The sequence below is a fragment of the Streptomyces kronopolitis genome (assembly GCF_050953795.1).
Classification (GTDB): domain Bacteria; phylum Actinomycetota; class Actinomycetes; order Streptomycetales; family Streptomycetaceae; genus Streptomyces; species Streptomyces kronopolitis_A.
The window spans coordinates 5,769,732-5,789,760 of the sequence record NZ_CP191850.1 but is presented as its reverse complement, the minus strand read 5'-3'; the positions used below and the strand labels follow the sequence as shown (position 1 = coordinate 5,789,760).

The following is a 20,029-nucleotide window of genomic DNA, read 5'->3' as shown; positions in this document are numbered from 1 at the left end:
GGCGCCGCGTCACGCACCCCGGGCGGGCACCCCCGGCACCGGTTCGCCGAAGAGACGCAGGCGGTGGGCCACCGCACCCGCCTCGCCGCGGCCGGAGACGCCCAGCTTGGCGAGGATGTGCGAGACATGGACGCTGGCGGTCTTCGGTGAGATGAACAGGGCGTCGGCTATCTGGCGGTTGCTGCGTCCGTCGGCGACCAGGCGGAGCACCTCGCGTTCGCGCGGGGTCAGCCCGAGGTCGGTGGCGGGGGCGGCGGGCTCCTCTTCCGCGCCACGACCGCCGCGGTCGCCCGTGCCCCGGCCGGCGCCGTCCCCGTCGCCTGCGCCCTTGCTCGTGCCCGTGCCGTCGCCGTCCGCCGGTATCAGGCCCGGCAGGGGGACGCGGGCCCGCTGGGCGAGGAGGGCGATCTCCTCGGCGAGCGGGCGGGCGCCCATCGTGACCGCGGCGGTGTGTGCCTGGGCCAGCACGAGCACGGCGGCCTCACGCGGGGTGCGGCCCTGGAGCCCGGCGGTGGCCCGCTCGCCGGTCTGGAGCAGTGATTCGGCCCAGCGGTAGCAGGCCCGGGCGAGCTCGTGCGGGCGCTCCAGCGGTTCGAACGCGGCGACCGCCTCGGCCCAGGCGTCCGGGCTCTCGCGGCCCTCGGCGCGGCGGAGTTCGGCGTCCACCGCGAGGCCGTACGCCACCGAGACGGGCAGGAGCCTGGGCAGTTCCTTGGCGGCCTGCCGGACGCGGGCGAGGAAGGCGGCCCGTCCCGGCCCGGCGGCGGGCAGGCCCCGGGCGTCCGACTCCACGGCGGCGGCCGACCACAACAGCGGCCAGGCGTAGCGCTGGGTACCGGGCGGGAAGCCGTCGCCCAGGGCCCGTTCGGCGAGGGACCGGGCGTCGAGGAGGTGGCCCCGGCGGGCGGCGAGGCGCAGGGCGTGCCGGGCCATGGGGAGGGTGTGCTGCGGCTGGGGGTCGTGGGTGCCGTAGTGCTCACGGGTGACGGCGAGTTCGCGTGCGGCCTCGGCGAGGTCGCCGCGGTCCAGGGCGAGGTGGGTGAGGCGGTTGGCGGCCAGCGCGAGCGACCGGGGGCTCTGGGCGAAGCGGCGGGCGTCCGCCGCGGCCCGGGCCGCCTCCTGCCAGCGGCCCAGCGACTGGAGCGATTCGGCGCGGTTGCCCAGCACCCAGCTGGTGCGGTCCTTGAGGCCGTAGCGGGTGGCGAGTGCGACGCCCTGCTCGGTGACCTCGACGGCTTCCCGGGAGCGGCCGATGCTCTCCAGGACGGAGGGGAGGTTGACGTGGCCGCGTCCGACGATGCCGAAGTAGCCGCGGTCGATGGCGCGCTCCAGGGCCGAGCGGAGTTCGGCGAGGCCGCCCTCGACCTCCCCGGCGTCCACCCGCAGGCTCCCCAGGGTGACCCGGGAGTTCAGCTCGGCCTCTTCGTCGCCGACCAACAGGGCGAGTTCCACGGCGCGTTCGGCGGTGGCGAAGGTGCCGGGGCCCGGTTCGTGCAGCATCGCCCAGCTGGCGACGGAGGCCATCACGGCGGCGTGCACGGGGGACGGCGGCAGGCCGCGGACCAGCTCCTGCGCGGTGCCCAGGTCCTCCCAGCCGTCGCCGCGGCCGGTGCCCTGGCTGAGCCGGGAGCGCTGCATCAAGAACCACGCCGTGCGCAGCGGGTCGCTCTCGCCGCGCAGGGCCCGCAGGGCGCGCTTGGTGATCGTGAAGGCCCGCTCGGCGTCGCCGGACAGGCGGGCCGCCACCGCGATCTCGGCGAGCAGATCGAGGAAGCGCAGGGCGTCGTCGTCGCAGCCGCAGGCAGGGTAGGCCTCGGTGTAGTCGACGGGGCGGACGCCGTGGCGGACCTCCGGGGGCGCGTCGTCCCACAGCTCCAGGGCGCGGTCCAGCAGCCGCAGTTGCTCGGTGTAGGCATGGCGGCGGCGGGCCTGGACCGAGGCGGCGAGGACGGCGGGCAGGGCCTTGGCGGCGTCATGGGCCTTGTACCAGTAGCTGGCCAGACGGGCGGCGCAGAGGTCGGCGCGGACCAGCGCGGGGTCGGCCTCCAGGGCCTGGGCGTAGCGGCGGTTGAGGCGGGTGCGTTCCCCGGGGAGCAGGTCGTCGACGACGGCCTCGCGGGCCAGGGCGTGCCGGAAGCGGTAGCCCTTGCCGTCCTCGGTGGGCACCAGGATGTTGCTGCCGACGGCGGCCCGCAGCGCCGTGATGAGGTCGTCCTCGGGCATCCCGCAGACGGCGGAGAGGAGTTCGTGTTCGACGGTGGAGCCGCCCTCGGCGGCCGTGCGCACCACCCGCTGGGCGTCCTCGGGGAGCGCCTCGACGCGCACCAGCAGCAGATCGCGCAGCGGGTCGCTCAGGCCGTGCAGAGCGCCGTCGGCGAGGCCGCGGGCCAGCTCCTCGACGAAGAAGGCGTTGCCCTCGGAGCGCTCGAAGACCCGGTCGACGGTGTCCTCGGCGGGCGCGCTGCCGTTGATCCCGGCGATCTGGCAGCGGACCTCGTCGCGGGTGAAGCGGGCCAGCTCGATGCGCCGGACCGTGCGCATCCGGTCGATCTCGGCGAGGAAGGGGCGCAGCGGGTGGCGGCGGTGGATGTCGTCGGAGCGGTAGGTGGCGACCAGCAGGACGTTGGCGTCGTGCAGGGCCCGCAGGAGGTAGGCGAGGAGTTCGCGGGTGGAGCGGTCGGCCCAGTGGAGGTCCTCGACGACGAGGACGAGGGTGCGGTGGGCGGCGAGCCGCTCCAGGAGGCGCGCGGTCAGCTCGAAGAGGCGGGCGCGGCCGATCTCCTCGTCGTGCACCCCGCCGGGCGTCTCCCCCAATTCGGGCAGGATCCGGGCGAGTTCGCCCTCCTGGCCGGCGACGGCGGCGGCGAGTTCGCCGGGCAGATGCCAGTTGAGGGTGTGCAGGAGCGCGGAGAAGGGCGCGAAGGGCAGGCCCTCGGAGCCGATCTCGATGCAGCCGCCGAGCGCGACGAGGGCGTCCCGGCCGCGGGCGGCCTCGCAGAACTCCTCGATGAGGCGGGTCTTGCCGACGCCGGCCTCCCCGCCGATCAGCACGGCCTGCGGCTCGCCGGTCGCCGCGATGCGGGCGAGCGCGGCGCCGAGCGCGGTGAGTTCGGCCGCGCGGCCGACGAACACGGGACTGACGGACCTGGTCTCCACGCCGCTGAGCATCGCACAGGGGTCCGACAGCGGGGCAGTGGATTTCGGTGGCCGCGGCGCCCGGCCCGGTGCGGGGAGCACCGGGTCCGGGCGGGCGGTGTCCGGGCCGCCGGGGTGGCCGGCGCGGTGGGCGTCACGGGCGGCGCCGGGTCAGGCGGTGGCGCGGCGGATCCGCGCCCACCGATCCCGTGCCCTCACCGGCCGTTCGGGGTCGTCGCCCCCGGGACGGGCGGCGGCGCGGCGACCGTCGACCGCCGCACGCGCCAGACGCTGCCGGTCGGCCGCGCGGCGCAGCTCTTCGTGGCGGACCCGGATCTCCAGCTCGGAGTGGAACACGGTGTCTCCCTGAGACGGTGAGGTGGTGCCTCGACGGCTTGTCGAGGTGCACCACCCTCGTCGCCCGAGGGGGTCCGCCACATCGGGAAGGTTCCCGATCTCCGCGCCGGCACGGTCCTTAGAATCCGGCGCCGGAAGACGCGGGGATGCCTAGGGAGGGCGGGTGCGTGCCCTAGGGAACCGGGGAACCGATGGCGGGGCGCGGCGCGCGCACCCCGTCGGGCGCGCCCCGCCTCCGGGACGGCGAAGGCCCACCGGCAGAACCGGTGGGCCTTCCGTCGGCGGCCCGTGGGCCATGGCTCCTTACGGGGCCGCGGGGCCGCCGCCGGCTCCGGCGCCCTTCGGGACGACGGGCATGTTCGCGAACAGGTCGAGGTACATGCCGGCGGAGATCAGGATCCCCAGAACGCCGAGCGCCAGTCCGCCCCAGGCCACGGCCCGCACCCAGGTGGCGCGGCGGCCGGTGAGCACCACTACGGCGGCGATCACGGCGAGCAGCGCGAAGACGCCGTTGACCAGCGCGGTGGTGTGCCAGGGGGTGCCGTAGACGGCGGCGATCTGGTCCCTGGTCTTGCCGGTCTGGAGGTTGATCTGGCCCATCAGGGTCTGCCGCTCGGCCATCAGGGTGCCCAGCCAGGTGCCGGTCACGGAGGCCAGGCCGAGCCCCGCGGCGACCACGGCACCGGCGCCGGCGGCGACCGTCGCGGCGGCCCGGGCGGGCACGGTCTTCCCGTCCACGCCGCCGTCGGCCTCCTCGTCGTCCCGCTCGCTGTCCTCGTCCTGCTCGGCGAGGGCCGCGTTGTCATCGGGCTGTTCGTCCGCCTTGGCGGCGGCCTTCGCGGCCGCTTCCGCCTCGGTGGTCTCCGGGATCGCAGCAGTGTCCGTCGCCGCGTCGGTCCCCGTGGCGGACTGGGCCGGCACGGTCGTCTCGTCGGTTCGCTTTTCGGTCGTCCTGGTCGTTCCCATGGGCGCGACCGTAGGTGCCGTGTCTGAGAGTCTGATGAGAACGGCTCCGGGAGGCGGCCGACGCGCGGCGGCACGCCGTGCGGGCGGTCCGCCGCGGGGCGTCCGGCGGCCGTGGTTCAGGCTTCCACCAGCGGCTTCTCGCCGTCGCGCGGACCGCCCTGCGGGTGCACGGCGGCGACCTGCTCGGGCGGCGGCTCGATGCTGATGCGGGGCAGCCACCGGCCGAGCCAGGACGGCAGCCACCAGTTCGCGCCGCCCAGCATGTGCATCAGGGCGGGCACCAGCAGCGTACGGAGCACGAAGGCGTCCAGGGCGACGGCGGAGGCCAGGCCGATGCCGAACATGGCGATGGTGCGGTCGCCGCTGAGGATGAAGGCCCCGAAGACGGCGATCATGATGATCGCGGCCGAGTTGATCACCCGGCTGGTCTCGGTGAGGCCGACCCGTACCGCCCGCCGGTTGTCGCCCGTCAGCTGCCACTCCTCGTACATCCGGGAGACCAGGAACACCTGGTAGTCCATGGACAGCCCGAAGAGCACCGACACCATGATGACCGGCAGGAACGGCTCGATCGGCCCGGCGCTGCCCAGCCCGAGCAGCTCGCTGCCCCAGCCCCACTGGAAGACCGCGACGACGATCCCGAACGACGAGGCGACCGCGGCGATGTTCATCAGCGCGGCCTTCAGCGGGACGCCGATGCTGCGGAAGGCGAACAGCAGCAGGACCGAGCCCAGGGCGATGACCATCCCGATGAACAGCGGCAGCTTGCCGACGATGATGCCGGCGAAGTCGTCGTAGCTGGCGGTGATGCCGCCGACCCGCACCTTCAGCGTGGTGGCGCGCCCGGCCTCGGGCAGCACCTCGCCGCGCAGACGGGCCACCAGGTCGGAGGTCTGCCGCGACTGGGGCGAGCTGTCGGGGACGACGGTGATCACGCCGGTGCCGCGGCCGCCGTTGAACTCGGGGCCGCTGACCTGGGCGACGCCGGGCACCTCCCGCAGCCGGTGCGGAAGCTTGTCGAAGGCGATCCGGTCCTTGGCGCCGTCCAGGGTGCCGACGAGCGTCAGCGGCCCGTTGAACCCGGGCCCGAAGCCGCTGCCTCCGTCCGCGCCGGGTCCGCCGCCCGCCAGCAGGTCGTACGCCTTGCGGGTGGTGGAGGTGGCCGGGTTGTTGCCCTGGTCGGAGGTGCCCAGATGCAGACCGAAGGCCGGCAGCGCCAGGACCGCCATGACCACGGCCGCGGTCAGGCCCAGCAGCTTGGGGTGCCGTTCGACGAAGCCGGACCAGCGGGCGGCGATGCCGGTGGTCTTCTCGCGACGCGGTCCGTGCGCGGCCAGCTGCCGGCGCTCGCGGCGGCTCAGCGCCCGCGTCCCGATCAGCCCGAGCAGCGCCGGGAGCAGGGTGACGGAGGCGGCCACGGTCAGTACGACGGTGAGCGAGGCGGCGAGGGCGACGCCGTTGAGGAAGCTCAGCCGCAGGATCAGCATGCCCAGCAGCGCGATGCAGACCGTGGCCCCGGCGAAGACGACCGCGCGCCCGGACGAGGCGGCGGCGCGGGTGGCGGCCTCGTCGACGGACAGGCCCGCCCGCAGGCCCTTGCGGTGCCGGGTGACGATGAAGAGCGCGTAGTCGATGCCGACGCCGAGGCCGATCAGCATCCCGAGCATCGGGGCGAAGTCGGCGACGGTCATCGCATGGCTGAGCAGCGCGATGCCGGCCGAGGCGGTGCCGACGGCGGCCACCGCGGTGAGGATCGGAAGGAAGGTCGCGGCGAGCGAGCCGAAGGCGAGGAAGAGCACCACGGCCGCGGCGCACAGCCCGATGATCTCCGGCAGCTGGGCGCGCGGCGCCTCGGTCACCGCGATCCCGGCGCCGCCCAGTTCGACCTGGAGGCCGTCGCCGGACGCGCGCCGGGCGGTGTCGACGACCGTGCGGACCTGGCCGGCGTCCAGCTCGTCGGTGGGCCGGTCGAAGATCACGGAGGCGTAGGCGGTACGTCCGTCCCTGCTGATCTGCCGGCCGTCCGTCCCGTGGGAGGCGCCCGCAGCGGGCCGGTCGTAGGGGCCGCGCACCTCGGCGACGCCGGGCAGCCGGGCCACCTTCTCCAGGGTGTGCGTCATCGTCTTGGTGACCGCGCCGGAGCGCACCGTCCCGGAGTCCGTGTGCCACACGACGGTGTCACTGTCGCCGGACCGCCCGGGGAACTCCTTGGCCAGCAGCGCGGAGGCCTGGCTGGATTCGGTCCCCGGCACCTCGTAGTTGTCGGAGTACGCGGACCCGGTCAGCCCCGCGGCGACGGCGACCCCCGCGAACGCGGCGAGCCAGAGCAGCAGCACCACGAGGCGGCGCCTGAGACACCACCGAGCCAGAGCGGTCACGGACCTCGTCTGCTTCCCGGGTCGTGCGTCGATATCTCCCGGAGGACGGGTGGTGCCGAGCGCGGATGAACGATGACATGTGAAAGAGCAACGGTGAACGGCGCGGGGCGGCAGCGGCCTGCCGCGCGCCTCCGGAGAGGGCGCGTCCCACCTGTTCGGACCTGTTCCGAGCAGGGTCGCAGCCCGAAAAGATCCTTTGACGGCTTTGTGGACTTCCCCACAGAAGGGGAATGCGGGAACTCTCCGCCGGGCCGGGCCGGGAGGGCCGGGCGCCCGCCCGGCCCCCGAGTCTCAGCCGGTGACCGATTCCTGCCCGTTCTCCAGGTGCCCCATCAGCCGCCGGTGGAAGCTCGCGTCCTCGGCGACCGTCAGGCGGAGGTCGTACCAGCCGTGCGCGTCCCGGGTGTCGTACGCGAGGGTGCGCGCGGCGCCGGCCCGCACGGTCACGGTGCGCGGCGCCGTCTGCGCGTACGCCAGCGGGCCGAGGGTGAGGGTCAGCGCGGCGCGGCCGGGGTTGGTGAGGGTCAGATGGAGGGTGCGCCGCGCCGCGTCGATCCGGGTGGCGATGCCGAGGGCCGCGGCCGCGCCCTTGGCCGTCCCGGCGAACTCCCGCCGGAAACCGTTCGGCCCGGTCACCGTGAACCGGTAGGTACCACCCTTCACCGGGACATCCCACTCGCCCGTGCCGTGCACCTCGCGATGCTGCGGGGCGTCCCACTCCTTCGCGTACGGATAGAGCGCCAGGTGCGCCGAGGCCCGCCCCGCGTTGCGCACGGCCAGCCGGAAGAGCGCGGCGCCCGGGTCGAAGCCGCCGTCGGCGTCCGGCTGGTACGGCAGCGCCCTGGCCGGCCGGCTGCCGGGCTCCTGCCGGGGCAGCTCCTGGTGCAGCGGCGGCCACGGTGACCAGCGCCCGGTGAACTCCGGGACGGCCCCCGGCCGGTGCACCGCCGGCTGCCGGCGCCCGCGCGAGAAGTCGAAGGCGGTGGTCAGATCCCCGCAGACGGTGCGTCGCCAGGCGCTGATGTTCGGTTCCGCGATCCCCGTCCAGCGCTCCAGGAACCGGGTGATCGAGGTGTGGTCGAAGACCTGCGAGCAGGCGTAGCCGCCGACCGACCACGGCGAGATGACCAGCATCGGCACCCGGACGCCCAGCCCGGTCGGCAGCCCCTGCCAGAACTCCCCGTCCGTGCCGGGCGGCGGCACCGGCGGCGGCACGTGGTCGAAGAACCCGTCGTTCTCGTCATAGGTCAGGAAGAGCGCGGTGTGGCGCCAGACGTCCGGGTGCCCGCCGAGCGCGTCCAGCACCTGGTAGACGAGGGTGGCGCTCGCGGCCGGGGAGGAGGCCCCGGGGTGCTCGGAATCGGCGGCCGACGGGACGAGGTAGGACACCTCGGGCAGCGTGCCGGCCGCCACGTCGGCGGCGAAGGCGGTGGCGGTGCTGCCCGGCAGGCCGCGTCGCAGCGCCCGCTCGAACAGGCTCCGCTCGCCGCGGTCCAGGCCCGCCACGCCCTCCTCCAGCAGCGTCTGGAGCCGGGCGCGCCCGGCCTCGTCCGCGCCGGCCGCCCTGGTGTAGAAGGCGGTCATGGTGTGCACCCCGTCCACCTTCACCAGGGCCTTCTTCGCGACCGCCTTGAAGACGGCGAAGAACTCCAGGTTGTTGTCGGTGAAGTTGTCCCACTCCTGGTAGACCCGCCAGCTGCGGCCGGCCTGCTCCAGCCGCTCGGCGTAGGTGGTCCAGGTGTAGCCGGTGTGAGTGTCCTCCTCGTAGGCGTCGTTGCCCACCGCCCGCGCGCCGTTGGGCTCGAAGCCCGTCCAGCCGCTCACCAGGTGGTTGCGGTTGGGGCTGGTGGAGGAGTGGATGGCGGAGTGGTAGGCGTCGCAGACGGTGAAGGTGTCCGCAAGTTCGTGGTGGAGCGGGATGTCCTGCCGGTCGTAATGCGCCATCGTGGCGGCCGTCTTGGCGGTGACCCAGCCGTTCATCCAGCCGCCGTGCCAGGCCACCGCCCCGCCGAACCAGCTGTGGTCCAGGGCCCCGATGTACTGGAGGTCCTTCTTCTGCGCGGTGGCCGCCGCCCGCACCGGGAAGGGCAGTACGGTGCCCAGGCCCAGCAGCCCCGGCTGCGCGTAGACGCTGCGGCCGCCGGGCAGTTCGACGGCGTTGCGGTCGGCGTAGCCGCGGACGCCGCGCAGCGTCCCGAAGTAGTGGTCGAAGGATCGGTTCTCCTGCATCAGCACGACGACGTGCCGGATGTCGGCCGGCCCTTCTGCGCCCGTCGCCGGCCGCGCCGCGTCGGCCGCCAGCGCCTGTTGCAGCGACGGCGGCAGCAGTGAGCCGGCCACCGCCGCCCCCGTTACCGCGGCTCCCGCTCCCAGTACCCGTCTACGAGACCACTCCGCTGCCACGCCCGACCTCCCAGTCGACGGCCCTCGCCACGCGCCCCGCCCGTCCGGTGCGACGCGGCGACGGGGACGGTAGCGGACGGACGCGCCGGAGGACAGGCATGCGGGGGACCAACTTCACTTTGCCCGAGGCGAGTTGAATGGGAGTCCGGCAGGGCCGATTCCGTGCGGTCCGGAGGGTCGACGGCGGCTCACCCCACAAGTCCCCCGTGCGCCGGACCCCTTGACCGCCCTATTGGTCTGAACCATTCTGTGGCCAGAAGCGGTGGCCACCGTCTTGCTGCAGTTCTCCCCGTGTTCCCCCCTTCGGCACTGGAGACCGCCATGCCACGCACCGCGCGCCCCCGCCCACCCCGCCGCAGACGCCCGCTCACGGCGGCACTGACCGCCCTCGCCGCCGCCGCGGCCACCCTCGCCGGCTCCGCCCCGGCCACCGCGGCCGAGGTCAACGCCGCCAGGAACGCGGGCTACGAATCCGGCCTCAGCGACTGGACCTGTTCGGCGGGCAGCGGCGGCACCGTCACCTCCCCCGTCCACAGCGGCAGCGGCGCCCTGAGGGCCACCCCCACCGCCGCCGACAACGCCACCTGCTCCCAGACCGTCGCCGTCCGGCCCGGCTCGGCCTACACCCTCAGCGCCTACGTCCAGGGCTCCTACGTCTACCTGGGCGCCTCCGGCACCGGCACCACGGACGTCTCCACCTGGACCCCGTCCGCCACCGGCTGGCAACTGCTCAGCACCACCTTCACCACCGGCCCCGAGACCACCTCGGTCACCGTCTACACTCACGGCTGGTACGGGCAACCCGCTTACCTCGCCGACGACTTCAGCGTCCTGGGGCCCGACGGCGGGGGCGGCACCGACCCCGGGTCACAGGTCCCGGACGCACCCGGCGGCCTCACCGCCGGCACGGTGACCCCGTCCTCCGTGGCCCTGTCCTGGACCCCGGTCGCCGGCGCCACCGGCTACACCGTCTACCGCGACGGCACCACGTACGCGGCGGTGAGCGGGGCGTCCACGACGGTCACCGGCCTGGCCGCCGCCACCTCCTACCGCTTCCAGGTCTCGGCCACCAACGCCGCCGGCGAATCGGCCCGTTCGGCGCAGCTCACGGTCGCCACCGCGCCCTCCGGAAGCGGCGGCTCCCCCGCCGTTCCCCGGCACGCGGTCACCGGCTACTGGCAGAACTTCGACAACGGCGCGACCGTCCAGAAGATCAGCGACGTGCCCGCCGCGTACGACATCATCGCGGTGGCCTTCGCGGACGCCACCACCACGCCGGGCGCGGTGACCTTCTCCCTCGACTCGGCCGGCCTGGGCGGCTACACCGTCGACCGGTTCAAGGCCGACATCAAGGCCAAGCAGGCGGCCGGCACCTCCGTGGTCCTCTCCATCGGCGGCGAGCGCGGCACCGTCTCCGTCAACGACGCCACGTCGGCGGCCAACTTCGCCAACAGCGCCTACGCCCTCATGCAGGAGTACGGCTTCGACGGCGTCGACATCGACCTGGAGAACGGCCTCGATGCGACCTACATGAGCCAGGCGCTGCGCGCGCTCTCCCAGAAGGCGGGCGGTCGTCTCGTCCTCACCATGGCCCCCCAGACCCTCGACATGCAGTCCACTTCGGCCGGCTACTTCCGCACCGCGCTGAACGTGAAGGACATCCTCACCGTCGTCAACATGCAGTACTACAACAGCGGTTCGATGCTCGGCTGCGACGGCAAGGTCTACTCCCAGGGCACCGTCGACTTCCTCACCGCCCTGGCCTGCATCCAGCTGGCGGGCGGCCTCGCCCCGTCCCAGGTGGGCCTGGGGCTGCCCGCCTCCCCCCACGGCGCGGGCAGCGGCTACGTCGCCCCGTCCGTCGTCAACGCCGCCCTGGACTGCCTCACCAAGGGCACGTCCTGCGGCTCCTTCAAGCCGGCCAGGACCTACCCGGACCTCCGGGGCGCGATGACCTGGTCGACCAACTGGGACGCGGCGAACGGCAACGCCTGGTCGAACGCGGTCGGCCCGCACGTGCACGGCCTGCCGTAGCCCTTGCCGCCACAGTCCCGCTCCCCTCCGCACGGAGAGGGGCGGGGCCGGTGGCCCGGCCACCACCGGAAGCGGGCCCCTCTTGCCGGGCCGGACGCGCAGCCGCACGGATCACGGCTGGGCCGCCGCGGCGACGCGCTGTGCCTCCTTGTGCACCAGGGAGGTCAGCTTGCCGGGCGTCAGCTGGGCGGTGGGCCCGGGAAGGGGACGGCCGTTGATCTCGACGACCGGCACCTCCCCCAGGCCCGAGGCGGCGAATTCGGACTGCGACCGCGCCACCCAGCCCTTCCGCTCGCTGCGGTCGACACACGTCTCGAACGAGTCGTGATCGATCTTCCCGGCCTTCTTCGCCAGGTCCGACAGCAGCTTGCGGTCCGTGAACGCGTCCTTGGCGGGAGCGGGCTGGTGCTGCCATATCTGGTCCATGAACGGGGCGAACCGCTTCTGGTCCTGCGCACAAGCGGCCGCCGCGGCCGCTTGCGTCGCCCCGCTTCCGCCGTACCGCTTGTCGCTCTGGGTGACGAGACGGTAGTTGATCTGGGCCTGACCGGACGCGAGAAGACGGGAGAACGTGTCCGCGTACCGCTGGGCGAACTCCCGGGACTGCGGGCTGCGCGGGTCCTCGTACACCGTGAGCGTCACCGGCACGGTCGGCCGGACCGGCAGGTCGAGCCGCGTTCCGCCGGACTGCCCCACCGCGCCCTTCGGCGCGTTCACCGCGGTCGCCTCGTGAGCGCGGGCGACCTGGCCGACCGTCGCCGCCACTCCGCAAATCAACGCGAAACCCAGGGCGGCGACGCCGTAGAGACGCCAGTTCCTGCGCGGCGCACCGGGACCCTTCCCGGTCGCCTTGCCGTCGCCCTCACTCATCCCCGCAGAGGACAAAATACGTACCCTTCATCCCTCACCCCCGGCGTGCTCGACAGGACTGCCGCCCGCACCGCCGGGTCTTCATCGGCGGCCGCCGCACCCCACGGTCGCCGCTCCGGTCACTCGCCGAGTGTGCCAAACCAAGGCCCCGCGGACGTTCGAGATGTCGCGCGCGGCCACATCCCCGCACGAGGACCACGGCGGCTCACTCCCCGCGACGGCCGGCCACGCCCACCCACGCACCCTCCTCCACCACCACGGGGCACCCCCTCGCCCCTCCCACCCATCGTCTACAGTCTTGTAGACAAAGCCGGACGGTGGCCGCCGCTCACGCGTGGCCGACCGCCCGGCGCCCGACATGCACAAGCTTGCCGACACGGCGCACCGCGCCGGAAGGGCGGACAGGACGATGGCGCAGCCGAGCAGCGAGGCGCTGAGGCGACCGGTGGGCGGGGAGGGGGCCCGCACCCCCGCTCCCGTGGGCGGACCCGGGCCGGGCTGGAGCAAGGTGCCGCAAGTCACGGCCCTGTTCTGGGCAGTGAAGGTACTCACCACGGGCATGGGCGAGACCGCCTCGGACTACCTCGGCCGGACGCTCGGCCCGATACCGGCCGGCACCCTCGGACTGGCCGGGCTGGTGGCCCTGCTGGTCCTCCAGTTCCGGACCACCCGCTACCGCCCCTGGGTCTACTGGTCCGCCATCGTCATGGTCAGCGTCTTCGGCACGATGGCCGCCGATGTCGTGCACGTCATGGCCGGCATCCCCTACACGGTCTCGGTCCTCGCCTTCTCCCTCGGCCTCGCCGCGCTCCTGACCGCCTGGTACGTGTCCGAGGGAACGCTGTCGATCCACAGCATCCGCACCCGCCGCCGCGAGACCTTCTACTGGGCGACGGTCCTCACCACCTTCGCCCTCGGCACCGCGGTCGGCGATCTCACCGCGGGCACCCTGCGCTGGGGCTACCTGCCCTCCGGCCTCCTGTTCACCGCCCTCATCGCGATCCCCGCCCTCGCCGGCCGCTTCCTCGGCCTCAACGCCGTCGCCGCCTTCTGGTGGGCCTACGTTCTGACCCGCCCGCTGGGCGCCTCCTTCGCCGACTGGATGGGCGTCTCCCCCACCCACGGCGGCCTCGGCTGGGGCACCGGCCCGGTCACCCTGGCCCTCCTCGCCCCGATCGCCCTCCTCGTCGGCTACCTGGCACTCCGCCAGGGGGACACCCCGGACGAGCACCCGCCGACGGGCACCGCCTCCTGAACGCGGGGCGGCGGGCAACGGCACGCACCACCCGCCGCCACCCAAGTGGCACCTCGCCATCAGGACCCGAGCAACACCGGTGCGAGTTGCCGCAGTTGCTCGACCCCCAGGCCGCCGTCCCCCGCCACGGGCTGGACGGCGACATGGTCCGCTCCGGCGTCGTTTGAGCGGTCCGCGGCGCCCGGCCGACGACGAAGCGGCCGCCCCTCCGCAAAGGGGCGGCCGCTCGGCGTTGCCGGGAGGTGGCGGGGGTCAGCCCTCGACGCCCAGCCTTTCCAGGATGAGTTCGCGGACGCGGGCCGCGTCCGCCTGGCCGCGGGTGGCCTTCATGACGGCGCCGACCAGGGCGCCGGCCGCGGCCACCTTGCCGCCGCGGATCTTGTCGGCGATGGCGGCGTTGGCGGCGATGGCCTCGTCGACGGCGGTGCCCAGGGCGCCTTCGTCGGAGACGACCTTCAGGCCGCGCTTCTCGACGACGGTGTCCGGGTCGCCCTCGCCGGCGAGGACGCCCTCGATGGTCTGGCGGGCCAGCTTGTCGTTGAGCGAGCCGTCGGCGACCAGCGCGGTGACCCGGGCCACCTGCGCGGGAGTGATCGGCAGGGCGGCCGGCTCGACGCCGTCCTCGTTGGCGCGGCGGGCCAGTTCGCCCATCCACCACTTACGGGCCGAGGCGGAGTCCGCGCCGGCGTCGACGGTGGCGGTGATCAGGTCGACCGCGCCGGCGTTGAGGATCGACTGCATGTCGTGCTCGGAGATGCCCCACTCCTCGCGCAGCCGGTTGCGGCGCAGCCGCGGCAGTTCGGGGAGCGCGGCGCGCAGTTCCTCGACCCACTCGCGGGAGGGGGCCACCGGCACCAGGTCCGGCTCGGGGAAGTAGCGGTAGTCCTCGGCGTTGTCCTTGATGCGGCCGGCCGTGGTGGAACCGTCCTCCTCGTGGAAGTGCCGGGTCTCCTGGATGATCGTGCCGCCGGACGAGAGCACCGCGGCGTGCCGCTGGACCTCGAAGCGGGCCGCACGCTCCACCGAGCGCAGGGAGTTGACGTTCTTGGTCTCCGAACGCGTACCGAACTTCTCGGTCCCCCGGGGGCGCAGCGACAGGTTCACGTCGCAGCGCATCTGGCCCTGTTCCATGCGGGCCTCGGAGACGCCGAGCGCCTTGATGAGTTCGCGCAGCTCGGCGACGTACGCCTTGGCGACCTCGGGGGCCCGCTCGCCCGCTCCCTCGATCGGCTTGGTGACGATCTCGATGAGCGGGATGCCGGCACGGTTGTAGTCCAGCAGGGAGTGCCGGGCGCCGTGGATGCGGCCGGTGGCACCGCCGATGTGGGTGGACTTGCCGGTGTCCTCCTCCATGTGGGCGCGCTCGATGTGCACCCGGAAGATCTCCCCGTCCTCCAGCTGCACGTCGAGGTAACCGTCGAAGGCGATCGGCTCGTCGTACTGGGAGGTCTGGAAGTTCTTCGGCATGTCCGGATAGAAGTAGTTCTTCCGGGCGAAACGGCACCATTCGGCGATGGAGCAGTTCAGGGCCAGGCCGATCTTGACGGCGGACTCGACACCGATCGCGTTGACGACCGGCAGCGAGCCGGGCAGGCCCAGGCAGGTGGGGCAGGTCTGCGAGTTGGCGTCCGCGCCGAGGGTCGTGGAACACCCGCAGAACATCTTGGTCTTGGTGCCGAGCTCGACATGGACCTCCAGGCCCATGACGGGGTCGTACGTCGCGAGGGCGTCCTCGTACGACACCAGGTCAGTGACAGTCACGGTGAAACTTTCCCTCTCAGCCCAGCAGGACGTCGTCGTCGCCCAGGCGCTTCAGTTCGCGGTAGAGGATCGCCAGGCCGGTGACGATCGCCGCGGCCGACACGGCGGCGTCGACCAGCCGCAGCGTGTCGCTCTCCTGACGGGCCAGCTTCGCCTGCTTCGCGACGCTGATGGCGCCGAACGCGGTGCTGCCGATCGACAGGTACAGGCCGCCCTTGGACTTCTTGAAGTTCTTGGCCTTCTTGGTCATGGCGCTCACAGTGCAGGTGCCTCCTCTAGCAGCGGGTGACCCCACTTGTCGGTGAACGCGGCCTCGACCGCGGCACCGACCTTGTAGAGCCGGTCGTCGGCCATGGCGGGGGCGATGATCTGCAGGCCCACCGGCATCCCGTCCTCGGGAGCCAGGCCGCAGGGCAGCGACATCGCCGCGTTGCCCGCCAGGTTGGTGGGGATCGTGCACAGGTCGGCGAGGTACATCGCCATCGGGTCGTCGGCGCGCTCGCCGATCGGGAAGGCGGTGGTCGGCGTGGTCGGCGAGACGATCACGTCGACCTGCTCGAAGGCCTTCTCGAAGTCGCGGGTGATCAGCGTCCGCACCTTCTGGGCGGAGCCGTAGTACGCGTCGTAGTAGCCGGAGCTGAGCGCGTACGTGCCGAGCATGATCCGGCGCTTGACCTCGGCGCCGAAGCCGGCCTCACGGGTCAGGGCGGTGACGTCCTCGGCGGACTTGCTGCCGTCGTCGCCGACCCGCAGGCCGTAGCGCATGGCGTCGAAGCGGGCCAGGTTGGAGGAGCACTCCGAGGGCGCGATCAGGTAGTACGCGGACAGCGCCAGGTCGAAGGACGGGCAGTCCAGCTCGACGATCTCCGCGCCCAGCTCCTTGAGCAGCGCCACGGACTCGTCGAAGCGCTGGATGACGCCGGCCTGGTAGCCCTCGCCGCGGAACTGCTTGACGACGCCGACGCGCATGCCCTCGACGCTGCCGTTACGGGCGGCCTCGACGACCGGCGGGACCGGCGCGTCGATGGAGGTGGAGTCCAGCGGGTCGTGGCCGGCGATGACCTCGTGGAGCAGCGCCGCGTCCAGGACCGTGCGGGCGCAGGGGCCGCCCTGGTCCAGGGAGCTGGAGAACGCCACCATGCCGTAGCGGGAGACGCCGCCGTAGGTGGGCTTGACGCCGACCGTGCCGGTGACGGACGCGGGCTGGCGGATGGAGCCGCCGGTGTCCGTGCCGATGGCGAGCGGGGCCTCGTAGGAGGCGAGGGCGGCGCTGGAGCCGCCGCCGGAGCCACCGGGGATCTTGGTGAGGTCCCAGGGGTTGCCGGTCGGGCCGTAGGCGCTGTTCTCCGTCGACGACCCCATGGCGAACTCGTCCATGTTGGTCTTGCCGAGGATGACGACGTCGGCGGCCTTGAGCTTCTTGGTCAGCGTCGCGTCGTAGGGCGGCAGCCAGCCTTCGAGGATCTTCGATCCGACGGTGGTGGGGATGCCCTCCGTCGTGAAGATGTCCTTGAGCGCGAGCGGGACGCCGGCCAGCGGGCCGAGCTTCTCGCCACGGGCGCGCTTGTCGTCCACGGCGCGGGCCTGGGCCAGCGCGCCCTCGCGGTCGACGTGCAGGAAGGCGTGCACCTTCTCGTCGACGGCCTCGATACGGGCCAGGTGGGCCTCGGTCACCTCGACGGCGGTGACCTCGCCGGCGGCGATCTTCGCCGCGATCTCGGCGGCGGTGAGCTTGATCAGGTCTGCCATGGCCCTAGCTTCTTCGTTCGCTTCTCCGCCCGCGCGGCGCAGAGGTGCGGCTTTCGCGGTCGGGTGCGGCCCGGCGGCCGCGCGTGCGTCGCTCACGGTCACTCCTCCCCCAGGATCTGCGGCACCTTGAAACGCTGCTGCTCCTGGGCCGGGGCGCCGGAGAGCGCCTGCTCGGGGGTCAGCGACGGACGGACCTCGTCCGGCCGCATCACGTTGGTCAGGGGCAGCGGGTGGGAGGTCGGCGGTACGTCTTGGTCGGCGACCTCGGAGACGCGGGCGACCGCGCCGATGATGTCGTCGAGCTGTCCGGCGAAGTGGTCGAGCTCTTCGGCCTGCAGCTCCAGACGTGCCAGCCGGGCGAGGTGGGCGACCTCCTCGCGCGTGATGCCAGGCATGCAGCGATCCTCTGCTGGGTTCTCGGAGTGTTCTTGGCTGTAGCTATATGCGGGCCCAATCCTATGGCGTACCGCAGGGGAATTGCGCAGGGCTTTCCCGCGGGGGCGGGCGGGCCCGCCACGGGCCGGGTGGCGGCCCGCGTCCGGGGGCCGGGTGGGTGGGCGGCGGGCGTCCTTCGGGGGCGCCCGTCGGCGGCGGCCCGTCGGCCGGGGCCGGCCTTACGGTCCGTCGGCCCCGGGATCCTCCCGGACGGGATCGACGGCCCCGGGATCGACGGCTTCGGCCCCGGTGGCCTCGGCCCTGCCGGGCCCGGACTCACGGGTCTCGGCCCCGTCGCCCCGGGGATCGTCGCGGGCGGGCTCGGTGCGGCGATCACTGCGGCCGGGCGGGAGCTGCGGCACCGGGCGCGGCGGCGGACCCTCCGTGGGACCTTCCACGGGGGCTTCGGTGGTGGCCTCGGCGGTGGCTTCGGGGTGTTCTTCGGAGCGGGGATGTGGGACGGCCGGTGGCCGGGTCAGTTCAGGACCTGTCCCGAAGGGCGCTCGGCGGCCTTCTCCGCCGCAAGGGCGGCCGTCTCCGATTCACGCTGCCAGCCGCGTTCGCCGCGGGCTCTGAGCCAGGCCGTGGTTTCGTCCGGTGGCATCGCTGCGGCCACCAGCCAGCCCTGTACGGCGTCACAGCCGAGGTCGCGCAGCCGCTCCCAGGTCTCGTCGTCCTCGACGCCCTCCGCGACGACCAGGAGCCCGAGGGAGTGGGCGAGGTCGAGGGTGCAGCGGACGATCTCGGCGTCCTCGGTGTCGACCGCCAGCCGGGCCACGAAGGAGCGGTCGATCTTGAGCTCGCTGACCGGCAGGCGCCGCAGATGGACCAGGGAGGAGTAGCCGGTGCCGAAGTCGTCGAGGGACATCTTCACGCCGTGCGCGGTGAGCCCGGCGAGGGTGTCGGCGGCCCGCTGCGGGTCCTCCAGGAGGACATGCTCGGTGATCTCCAACTGGAGGGCTCCCGGTGGGACGCGGTGCCGGGCCAGCCGGGCGGCGACCGCGCCGGCGAAGCCCGGGGAGTGCACATCGCGCGGGGAGACGTTGACCGCGACCGGCACCTCCAGGCCCATCGCGCGCCAGCGCGCCACCTGGGCGAGCGCGGTCTCCAGGACGTATTCGGTCAGCCGCGGCATCAGCCCGGAGGACTCGGCTATGGCGATGAATTCGTCGGGTGGGACCCTGCCGCGGTCCGGGTGCACCCAGCGGACCAGTGCCTCCAGACCGGCGACATGGCCGTCGAAGCCGACCTTGGGCTGGTAGTGCAGCTCGACGTCGCCCGCGTCCAGGGCGCGCCGCAGATCGCCCAACAGGCCGAGCCGGTCGGGGGTGTTGCCGTCCCGCTTGGCCTCGTACAGCTCGACGCCGCTGCGGTCCCGCTTGGCCTGGTACATCGCCACATCGGCGCGGCGCAGCAGGCCTTCGGCGTCCAGGGCGTGGTCGGGGAAGACCGCGACCCCCGCGCTGGCCTCGAGCACGAGGGTCAGCCCGTCGAGGTCCAGCGGCGAGCCGAGGGCGGCGACGAGATGGCGGGCGACCCGCTGGGCGCTGGTGAGGGAGTCGGTGGTGGGCAGCAGGACGGCGAACTCGTCGCCGCCGAGCCGGGCGGCCTCGGCGCCGCGCGGGAGGGCGTGCCGCAGCCGGTCGGCGATCTGGAGCAGCAGGCGGTCGCCGGCGAGGTGGCCGAGGGTGTCGTTGACGGAACGGAAGCGGTCCAGGTCGATGAGGACCAGCGCGGAGCGGGCGTTGACGCGCTCGGCGTCGTCCAGCGCGGTCCAGGTGCGCTCCAGCAGCCACTGGCGGTTGGGCAGGCCGGTGAGCGGGTCGCGCAGCTGCTCCTCGGCGCGGGCGCGGGCTATCCACAGGGTGGAGTCCAGCGCGATCAGCGGGACCGCGAACAGCGGCAGCAGCAGCGGGGCGTGGACGGCGCAGACGGCGATCAGCGGGGAGATGCCGAGCAGCGCGGTGCCGACGAGCGCCTGCCGCACGACGGCGGTGCGGGGGATGGCGGGCAGCTGGCCGGTGCGCGGGGTGAGGCTGAGCCAGAGCAGCCCGCGGCTGACGGCCAGATAGCCCGCGGCGGTGACCACGACCTCGGGGAGGACGGAGAGGTTCCAGGACGGCGGCGACCACGGGTGACGGACGCTGGAGGCCACCCCGAACGCGGCGAGGCCGAGCGCCGCGGCACCGATCCCCAGGACGTCCACGGCGCCGTGCACCAGGGCCTGGCGCCAGCGGTGGCGGCGGGCGGCGCCGACCAGGACGACGACGGAGAGGCTGACGAGGGCGGCGGGCACCCAGCCGAACAGCAGCAGGACGGCGAGGGCGAGGGCGGCGCCGGAGCCCGTGCCGCCCCACCAGCGGTCCCGGCCGAGGGCGACCAGATGGCCCACGATGATGCCGGTGAGGAGCGCCAGCGACCAGCCTATGGAGCCGCCGGGGAACAGCGCGTCGCCTTCACCGAGGTTGACGAGGACGCCCGTGGCGAGCGCGAGGCCCGCCACGGTGACGATGGTCGCGGGCAGCGCGGGCACGACGAGCCGCCGGAGCCGCGACGCCGGAGCGGCGCTGTCGGTCGGTTTCATTCCGATCCCTCTCACAGCCGGCTGTGCCCGCGCCACGGCAGGCGCACTCCTCAACAGTAGGCCGCGGAAGGCCGCCTCGGGCAGCGATCGGTGACGGTTGCC

13 protein-coding genes are annotated in these 20,029 nt (G+C 73.5%); 2 read left to right on the top strand and 11 right to left on the bottom strand.

The annotated features are described in order from the left end of the window. Nucleotides 1-9: 9 nt before the first annotated feature. The 5 genes from ACQP17_RS25715 to ACQP17_RS25695 form a co-directional block, all read right to left on the bottom strand. Nucleotides 10-3,168 (bottom strand): helix-turn-helix transcriptional regulator, encoded by a 3,159-nt coding sequence (locus tag ACQP17_RS25715; RefSeq protein WP_433858402.1) that lies wholly within the window; start codon nucleotides 3,166-3,168, stop codon nucleotides 10-12. A gap of 138 nt (nucleotides 3,169-3,306) precedes the next feature. Continuing rightward, entirely contained in the window at nucleotides 3,307-3,492 is a 186-nt protein-coding gene (locus ACQP17_RS25710; protein WP_433858401.1) for a hypothetical protein, read from the bottom strand. 303 nt (nucleotides 3,493-3,795) lie between these two features. Continuing rightward, nucleotides 3,796-4,458: a hypothetical protein gene (locus tag ACQP17_RS25705; protein WP_433858400.1), complete on the bottom strand. Its 663-nt coding sequence runs from the start codon at nucleotides 4,456-4,458 to the stop codon at nucleotides 3,796-3,798. 116 nt (nucleotides 4,459-4,574) lie between these two features. Continuing rightward, entirely contained in the window at nucleotides 4,575-6,836 is a 2,262-nt protein-coding gene (locus ACQP17_RS25700; RefSeq protein ID WP_433858399.1) for an MMPL family transporter, read from the bottom strand. A 291-nt stretch (nucleotides 6,837-7,127) separates the two neighbouring features. Then, nucleotides 7,128-9,239: a phosphocholine-specific phospholipase C gene (locus ACQP17_RS25695; RefSeq protein WP_433858398.1), complete on the bottom strand. Its 2,112-nt coding sequence runs from the start codon at nucleotides 9,237-9,239 to the stop codon at nucleotides 7,128-7,130. A 321-nt stretch (nucleotides 9,240-9,560) separates the two neighbouring features. Here ACQP17_RS25695 and ACQP17_RS25690 point away from each other — a divergent pair, with 321 nt between their 5' ends. Further along, nucleotides 9,561-11,273 (top strand): chitinase, encoded by a 1,713-nt coding sequence (locus tag ACQP17_RS25690; RefSeq protein WP_433858397.1) that lies wholly within the window; start codon nucleotides 9,561-9,563, stop codon nucleotides 11,271-11,273. Nucleotides 11,274-11,384: 111 nt separating this feature from the next. Here the strand turns inward: ACQP17_RS25690 and ACQP17_RS25685 are convergent, their stop codons facing one another. After that, nucleotides 11,385-12,143, bottom strand: a complete 759-nt coding sequence (locus ACQP17_RS25685; RefSeq protein ID WP_433858396.1) for a DsbA family protein — start codon at nucleotides 12,141-12,143, stop codon at nucleotides 11,385-11,387. A 409-nt stretch (nucleotides 12,144-12,552) separates the two neighbouring features. On the opposite strand from ACQP17_RS25685, the gene ACQP17_RS25680 reads away from it, so the two are divergent. Continuing rightward, the gene (locus ACQP17_RS25680) at nucleotides 12,553-13,398 is read left to right on the top strand and encodes a COG4705 family protein (RefSeq protein WP_433858395.1); all 846 of its coding nucleotides are present in this window, start codon (nucleotides 12,553-12,555) and stop codon (nucleotides 13,396-13,398) included. Between the two features lie 252 nt (nucleotides 13,399-13,650). Here ACQP17_RS25680 and gatB read toward each other — a convergent pair whose 3' ends face one another. The 5 genes from gatB to ACQP17_RS25655 all read right to left on the bottom strand — a co-directional run bounded on the left by gatB (nucleotide 13,651) and on the right by ACQP17_RS25655 (nucleotide 19,927). Further along, nucleotides 13,651-15,159, bottom strand: a complete 1,509-nt coding sequence (gene gatB / locus ACQP17_RS25675; RefSeq protein WP_433858394.1) for an Asp-tRNA(Asn)/Glu-tRNA(Gln) amidotransferase subunit GatB — start codon at nucleotides 15,157-15,159, stop codon at nucleotides 13,651-13,653. Nucleotides 15,160-15,175: 16 nt separating this feature from the next. After that, nucleotides 15,176-15,409 carry a hypothetical protein gene (locus ACQP17_RS25670; protein ID WP_168484043.1) on the bottom strand — a complete coding sequence of 78 codons (234 nt, stop codon included), beginning with the start codon at nucleotides 15,407-15,409 and terminating at the stop codon, nucleotides 15,176-15,178. 5 nt (nucleotides 15,410-15,414) lie between these two features. After that, nucleotides 15,415-16,908: an Asp-tRNA(Asn)/Glu-tRNA(Gln) amidotransferase subunit GatA gene (gene gatA, locus ACQP17_RS25665; RefSeq protein ID WP_364877681.1), complete on the bottom strand. Its 1,494-nt coding sequence runs from the start codon at nucleotides 16,906-16,908 to the stop codon at nucleotides 15,415-15,417. 98 nt (nucleotides 16,909-17,006) lie between these two features. Then, nucleotides 17,007-17,303 carry an Asp-tRNA(Asn)/Glu-tRNA(Gln) amidotransferase subunit GatC gene (gene gatC / locus ACQP17_RS25660; protein ID WP_189100097.1) on the bottom strand — a complete coding sequence of 99 codons (297 nt, stop codon included), beginning with the start codon at nucleotides 17,301-17,303 and terminating at the stop codon, nucleotides 17,007-17,009. Nucleotides 17,304-17,818: 515 nt separating this feature from the next. Further along, on the bottom strand, nucleotides 17,819-19,927 hold the full coding sequence (locus ACQP17_RS25655; protein ID WP_433858393.1) for a putative bifunctional diguanylate cyclase/phosphodiesterase: 2,109 nt from the start codon (nucleotides 19,925-19,927) through the stop codon (nucleotides 17,819-17,821). Nucleotides 19,928-20,029 lie beyond the last annotated feature (102 nt).

Bases quoted from the DNA above. Each gene is read 5' to 3' on its own strand.
- ACQP17_RS25685 (WP_433858396.1), bottom strand. From the start codon at position 12,143: ATGAGTGAGGGCGACGGCAAGGCGACCGGGAAGGGTCCCGGTGCGCCG.
- gatA (WP_364877681.1), bottom strand. From the start codon at position 16,908: ATGGCAGACCTGATCAAGCTCACCGCCGCCGAGATCGCGGCGAAGATC.
- ACQP17_RS25655 (WP_433858393.1), bottom strand. From the start codon at position 19,927: ATGAAACCGACCGACAGCGCCGCTCCGGCGTCGCGGCTCCGGCGGCTC.
- ACQP17_RS25705 (WP_433858400.1), bottom strand. From the start codon at position 4,458: ATGGGAACGACCAGGACGACCGAAAAGCGAACCGACGAGACGACCGTG.
- ACQP17_RS25670 (WP_168484043.1), bottom strand. From the start codon at position 15,409: ATGACCAAGAAGGCCAAGAACTTCAAGAAGTCCAAGGGCGGCCTGTAC.
- ACQP17_RS25715 (WP_433858402.1), bottom strand. From the start codon at position 3,168: ATGCTCAGCGGCGTGGAGACCAGGTCCGTCAGTCCCGTGTTCGTCGGC.
- ACQP17_RS25680 (WP_433858395.1), top strand. From the start codon at position 12,553: ATGGCGCAGCCGAGCAGCGAGGCGCTGAGGCGACCGGTGGGCGGGGAG.
- ACQP17_RS25690 (WP_433858397.1), top strand. From the start codon at position 9,561: ATGCCACGCACCGCGCGCCCCCGCCCACCCCGCCGCAGACGCCCGCTC.
- gatC (WP_189100097.1), bottom strand. From the start codon at position 17,303: ATGCCTGGCATCACGCGCGAGGAGGTCGCCCACCTCGCCCGGCTGGCA.